The sequence below is a fragment of the Pantoea sp. R102 genome (assembly GCF_004916815.1).
GTDB lineage: Bacteria > Pseudomonadota > Gammaproteobacteria > Enterobacterales > Enterobacteriaceae > Pantoea > Pantoea dispersa.
The window spans coordinates 48,467-54,696 of sequence record NZ_SDFT01000049.1 but is presented as its reverse complement, the minus strand read 5'-3'; the positions used below and the strand labels follow the sequence as shown (position 1 = coordinate 54,696).

Sequence of the window (6,230 nt, the reverse complement as noted above, 5' to 3'; positions counted from 1 at the left end):
TGCGTCAGCTGTGCGGCACGATCGGCGGCCAGCCGCGCGCGCTCAATGCGGCTGGCCAGCGTGCCGGGCGGCAGCTGATCGACGGTCAGCGCCAGGCTGCCGATGATCACCGCCAGCAAATTATTGAAATCGTGCGCCAGGCCGCCGGTCAGCTGACCGACCGCTTTCATCTTCTGGCTGTGCAGCAGTGCCGCTTCCAGCGCCTTACGTGAGGTGCGCTCCAGCACCGTGTTGACCATGCCGCGCCGCGGCACCGGGCTGAAGCGCAGTTCCAGCGTGCGGCCATCCGGTAACCTGACTTCCTGCGCGTCGTGCAGGCTGCTGAGCTGCACATCGACGCGATCAAGCAAACGCTGATAGTGCATGCCGCGATGCAGCTCGCGCGGCGCGAAGCCCAGCAGTTCGGCGTACTGCGCGTTCCACACCACCAGCTGACCGCTGTTATCAAACAGCGCGAAGCCGTCGCGCATGGCGAGGAAGGTCGATTCCAGCTGGTTGCTTTTCTCTTTCAGTAGCTGCGAGGTGTGGGCCAGCGAAGCGGTGTTGCGCGCGAACACGTTAAAGGCGCGCGCCAGATCGCCCAGCTCATCGCGCCGTGCCAGGCCGGGCACGCTGACGCTTTTCTCCCCCTGCGCCAGCCGCGTCATGGCGTGCGCGATGGCGGTAAGGCTGGAACCGAGATTGCGGTAGATGTAGTAACCGGCGTAACCGGTAATCAGCAGCGCCAGTAACATAAACAGACCGATGAAACCGATGATTGAATCCAGTTCCTGATGGGCGGTGGCGCTGCGCGCATCGCTCTGCTGCGCTACCAGCTGAACGTAGTGGGTGATGTCTTCGTTGAGCATCGCCACCAGCGCCTTGATGCGATACGTGGCGTAGGCGATGGCGATGTCACTCTGCTCCAGCTGACCGGCCACCGGCAGCAGCTGCTGGCTGGTGCTGACCAGCCGAGCGCGCTGCATCGCCAGTACGCCCTGCAGCGGCAGCGCAGACCAGATCGGCAGCACGCTGTTGAGCTGTTGCACTGCGGCCTGCGGCGTGGCGGACTGAATCGCCACGGTTAACAGCGCGGCCGTCTGCTGGCGCAGCGGCAGAAACGCGCCGTCACTGGCCAGCAGGTCGATACGGTTGAGCAGCAGCTGCGCCTGCCACAGGCCGCTGAGCATCACGTTACGCTGTAAATGGCGCTGATGCCCCTCCAGCAGCAGCTGGCTGATGCTTTGCTCCAGCATCTGGCTGCGCTCGCGGATGCGTGCCAGCAGCGCCGGCTGCTGTGCGGCCAGCGGCGCGCTGGCCAGCTGACTCAGCGATTGCTGCAGCGCCTGCTGAGTCTGCTGCAGGCGCGCCGACTCGCTCTGGTATTCGAGCGCGCCCACCACCTGCGCCAGCCGCACCGCGGCGATGGCGACATTGGCCGTATCACGCGCCAGCGCCAGGCTGCCGTTCATGTCGGCCAGCGTTTGTGCCTGTGCCTGCTCCTGAATGTGACCGGCGTGGCGAAAACCGAAAATAGCCACCAGGCTCACCGCCAGCGTAACGCTCACCACCAGCAGGTTAAACATCAGCAGGCGCCCGCGCGCGCCGGCGTGCCAGTGCAGACTGTGACTCATTGCTGCCGCTCCTTACCGCTCAACTCCGGCGAGTATAGAAGCGCGGCCGGAGCGCAATATGACAAATATGAACGGCGTCTGACATTTTCCATTTATCTGGCGTTGCTTAACTCGCGGCTATCCACTGGCAGCAGGAGCCTGAAGATGGCGGCGACACCGATATTAGAAATGCGGGCAATTACCCGGCGCTTCGGCAGCTTCTATGCGCTGAAAGGCGTCGACCTGACCGTCTGGCCGGGTGAAGTGCACGCGCTGATGGGCGAAAACGGTGCCGGTAAAAGTACCTTAATGAAGATTCTGGCCGGCGCGTATACCGCCAGCAGCGGGGAAATTCTTATCGATGGTCAACCCTACGCCATCAGGGGCCCGAAAGAGGCGCTGGCGGCAGGGATCACCCTGATTTATCAGGAAATCAACCTGGCACCGAATCTGACGGTGGCGGAAAACATCTTTCTCGGCAGTGAAATTTCCCGTGGCGGGCTGGTGAAGCGTCGCCAGATGGCGGAAGAAGCGCAGCAGGTGATTAACCGCCTTGGCGCGCAGTTCAGCGCCACCGATCTGGTGAGTCGCCTGAGCATCGCCGAACAGCAGCAGGTGGAAATTGCCCGCGCGCTGCATCGCAACAGCCGCATCCTGGTGATGGACGAACCCACCGCTGCGCTCTCGAATCGCGAAACCGAACAGCTGTTTGCGCTGATCAAACGCCTGCGCAGCGAAGGCATGGCGATCATCTACATCAGCCACCGCATGGCGGAGGTGTATGAACTCTCCGATCGCGTCAGCGTGCTGCGCGACGGCCAGTACGTCGGCAGCCTGACGCGCGAACAGCTGAACGCCAGCGAACTGGTGCGCATGATGGTTGGTCGTCCGCTCAGCGATCTGTTCAACAAAGATCGCGCCATTAGCTTCGGCGAAATTCGCCTGGCAGTAAATCATCTGACCGACAACCGGAAGGTGCATCCCAGCAGCCTGGCGGTGCGCGCCGGGGAGATCGTCGGACTGGCCGGGCTGGTCGGTGCCGGCCGCAGCGAGCTGGCGCAGCTGATTTTTGGCGTGCATCAGCCAGCCGGCGGTGAAATCTGGATCGACGGGGAAAAAGTGCAGATTCACTCGCCGCGAGACGCCATTGCGCGCGGCATCGGTTTCCTGACCGAAAACCGCAAAGAGCAGGGGCTGTTTCTTGAACTGGCGGCGCAGGAAAACATCGTGATGGCCACGCTTGAGCGCGATGCCAGCTACGGCCTGCTTAACCGGCGCAAAGGGCATAAGATCGCCAGCGAGGCGATTCAATCACTGAATATCCGCGTGCCGCACGCCCAGGTGCGCGCTGGCGGCTTATCCGGCGGCAACCAGCAGAAGCTGCTGATTTCGCGCTGGGTATCGATAGCGCCGCGCATCCTGATTCTGGATGAGCCGACGCGCGGCGTGGATGTCGGCGCCAAGAGTGAAATCTACCGCATGATGAACCAGATGGCGCAGCAGGGCGTGGCAATTTTGATGATCTCCAGCGAGCTGCCGGAAGTGGTAGGCATGAGTGACCGTGTGTACGTGATGCGCGAAGGCACAATCGCCGGCGAGCTGAGCGGCGAGCAGATTAGCCAGGAAAACATAATGACACTGGCCACCGGCGCGCAGCCGGTCCAGGCCTGAGGAGACGGGAATGACCAGTGAAACCGCACGCGTAAAAAGTCCAACGCTAAAACGTGCGTTGATGAGTGACCTGCTGCAAACCGTGGGTATCTTGCCGATTCTGATCCTGATCGTGGCGGTATTTGGCTTTGTCGCCCCGAACTTTTTTACCGAAGCTAACCTGCTGAATATCACGCGTCAGGCCTCCATCAACATTGTGCTGGCGGCGGGCATGACGTTTGTCATTCTCACCGGCGGCATTGACCTGTCGGTTGGCTCAATGCTGGGTACCACGGCGGTGGTGGCGATGGTGGTGTCGCTCGATCCGGCGTTTGCCGGGCTGACCATCCCGGCCGCGCTCGGAGCCGGGCTGATCATGGGGCTGTTCAACGGCATTCTGGTCGCCTGGGCGGGCCTGCCGCCGTTTATCGTCACGCTGGGCACCTATACCGCGCTGCGCGGGGCGGCCTATCTGCTGGCTAACGGCACCACGGTGATCAATTCGGATATCAACTTTGAGTGGATAGGCAACGGTTATCTCGGCCCGATCCCGTGGCTGATCATCATTGCCTTTGCGGTGATTGCGCTGTGCTGGTTTATTTTGCGCCGCACCACGCTTGGCGTGCACATCTATGCGGTGGGCGGCAACATGCAGGCAGCGCGCCTCACCGGTATTAAAGTCGGCGCGGTGCTGGTGTTTGTCTACGCCATGAGCGGCCTGCTGTCCGGGCTGGGTGGCCTGATGAGCGCATCGCGCTTGTACAGCGCTAACGGCAACCTTGGCGTGGGCTATGAGCTGGACGCGATCGCCGCGGTGATTCTTGGCGGGACCAGCTTTGTCGGCGGCATTGGCACGATTACCGGCACGCTGATTGGCGCGCTGATTATCGCCACGCTGAACAACGGCATGACGCTGATGGGCGTGTCGTACTTCTGGCAACTGGTGATTAAGGGCGGGGTGATCATCATTGCGGTGCTGATCGATAAGTACCGTACGCGGCATCACGTGGGGTGAGGGGCGGCCGCTGGCCCTGGCCCTCACCCCAACCCTCTCCCGCTTGCGGGAGAGGGGGCTGTCCGGAGAGAAGATTTAGAAAACAAGTGCTTCACCTGAACACCACGCAGAACGGTTCCCTCTCTCGCTCGCGGGAGAGGGGGCAGCCCGGAGCGAAGATCTGGAAAACGAGAGCTTCACCTGAAAACTATGCAGAACGGTTCCCTCTCCCGCACGCGGGAGAGGGTTAGGGTGAGGGCAAAGGCAAAGGCAATCAGGGCATAAAACCAAAAAAGCAGGAGAACATCGACTATGCGTTTTAATCCGATTATCACCGGACTGCTGGCCGCGACACTGTTCAGTGCGCCATTTGTGCAGGCCAAAGAACTGAAATCCATCGGCGTGACGGTGGGCGATTTGGCTAACCCGTTCTTCGTCCAGATCACCAAAGGGGCGGAGCTCAAGGCGCGTCAGCTGGCGGGCGATAAGGTCAACGTGACGCTGGTCTCCAGCGGCTATGATCTTGGCCAGCAGGTAGCGCAGATTGACAACTTCATTGCCGCTAAAGTGGACATGATCATCCTCAACGCCGCCGACTCCAAAGGCATCGCGCCGGCGGTGAAGCGGGCGCGTGATGCCGGCATCGTGGTAGTAGCGGTGGACGTGGCCGCGGACGGTGCCAATGCCACCATCACCTCTGACAACACCCAGGCCGGGGCCATGGCCTGTAAATACATCTCCGACCGCCTGAAAGCCAAAGGCAACGTGGTCATCATCAACGGACCACCGGTGTCAGCGGTGCAGAACCGCGTGGAAGGCTGCATGAATGAGCTGAAAACCCACCCGGATATCAAACTGCTCTCTTACAACCAGAACGCCAAAGGCAGTCGCGAAGGCGGACTGGAAGTGATGACCGGTCTGCTGTCGGCCAATCCGAAGATTGATGCCGTGTTCGCCATCAACGATCCTACCGCTATCGGTGCCGATCTGGCGGCGAAGCAGGCGCAGCGTAGCGAATTCTTTATCGTCGGCGTCGATGGATCGCCAGACGGCGAAGAGGCGCTGAAGCGCAAAGGCTCGCTGTTTGTCGCGACACCTGCCCAGGATCCGCAGGTGATGGCGGCCAAAGCGGTTGAGATTGGCTATGACATCCTGCAGGGCAAGCCAGCGCCGGATAAGCCGGTGCTGATTCCGGTAACGCTGATCGATCGTAACAATGTCAGCAGCTACAAAGGCTGGACGGTGAAATAAGCCACACGGGCGTCGCGGTGCACACTGCCCGCCGCGACGCCCGCCGGAGACGCAGCTATGCAACGTTCCGAAGTTAACGCGATTTTGCAACTGACCCGCGAATTCTTTCTGCGGCAGGATGTGCATCTGCCGCCGTGGGCCGATTACGGTCTCAGCCAGTGGCGCGCGCTGGACACCCCAGCCGCTGCCGAACTGCTGGCGCTGCACCTCGGCTGGGATGTCACCAGTTTTGGTGCCGATGATTTCAGCCAGACCGGCCTGACGCTGTTTACCCTGCGCAACGGTTCACGCGGCGGACAGCCGTGGGGCAAACCGTATGCGGAGAAGATCATGCACGTGCGCGAAGGGCAGGTGACGCCGATGCATTATCATCCGCAAAAAATGGAAGACATTATCAACCGCGGCGGTGGCAACCTGATTGTCACGCTACACAATCGCGACGGCGATCGGCTGGCGGATTCGCCGGTACAGGTCACGCTCGATGGCATCTGCCAGACCCATGCCGCCGGTTCCCAACTGCGGCTGTCACCCGGCGAGAGCGTCACGTTACTGCCCGGTGTCTGGCACAGCTTCTGGGGCGAAACCGGCTACGGCGATGTGCTGGTGGGCGAAGTCTCCATGCCCAATGACGATGAGCACGACAACGTCTTTCTTACCCCGCTGGCGCGCTTTAATCCGATTGATGAGGATGAAGCGCCGCGCTGGCTGCTGTGTAACGAATATCACCGCTGGCTGGCATAACA

At 61.3% G+C, this 6,230-nt stretch carries 5 protein-coding genes; 4 read left to right on the top strand and 1 reads right to left on the bottom strand.

Annotated elements, in window-relative coordinates; genetic code table 11:
- Positions 1 to 1,613 (bottom strand): PAS-domain containing protein (locus tag ERD80_RS06990; RefSeq protein WP_136546329.1); only part of this gene is annotated, 1,613 nt, incomplete at its 3' end.
- 144 nt (positions 1,614 to 1,757) lie between these two features.
- Here ERD80_RS06990 and ERD80_RS06985 point away from each other — a divergent pair.
- From ERD80_RS06985 to ERD80_RS06970, 4 genes are all read left to right on the top strand, one after another.
- A complete protein-coding gene (locus ERD80_RS06985) occupies positions 1,758 to 3,263 on the top strand; it encodes a sugar ABC transporter ATP-binding protein (protein WP_136546327.1) in 1,506 nt (501 codons plus the stop codon).
- 10 nt (positions 3,264 to 3,273) lie between these two features.
- Positions 3,274 to 4,257 (top strand): COG4158 family protein, encoded by a 984-nt coding sequence (locus ERD80_RS06980; RefSeq protein ID WP_021509811.1) that lies wholly within the window; start codon positions 3,274 to 3,276, stop codon positions 4,255 to 4,257.
- Between the two features lie 291 nt (positions 4,258 to 4,548).
- A complete protein-coding gene (locus ERD80_RS06975; protein WP_058757358.1) occupies positions 4,549 to 5,487 on the top strand; it encodes an ABC transporter substrate-binding protein in 939 nt (312 codons plus the stop codon).
- Positions 5,488 to 5,544: 57 nt separating this feature from the next.
- The gene (locus ERD80_RS06970; protein ID WP_136546325.1) at positions 5,545 to 6,228 is read left to right on the top strand and encodes a D-lyxose/D-mannose family sugar isomerase; all 684 of its coding nucleotides are present in this window, start codon (positions 5,545 to 5,547) and stop codon (positions 6,226 to 6,228) included.
- Positions 6,229 to 6,230 lie beyond the last annotated feature (2 nt).

Coding starts and splice junctions, on each gene's coding strand:
- ERD80_RS06985 (WP_136546327.1), top strand. CDS start 1,758: ATGGCGGCGACACCGATATTAGAAATGCGGGCAATTACCCGGCGCTTC.
- ERD80_RS06980 (WP_021509811.1), top strand. CDS start 3,274: ATGACCAGTGAAACCGCACGCGTAAAAAGTCCAACGCTAAAACGTGCG.
- ERD80_RS06975 (WP_058757358.1), top strand. CDS start 4,549: ATGCGTTTTAATCCGATTATCACCGGACTGCTGGCCGCGACACTGTTC.
- ERD80_RS06970 (WP_136546325.1), top strand. CDS start 5,545: ATGCAACGTTCCGAAGTTAACGCGATTTTGCAACTGACCCGCGAATTC.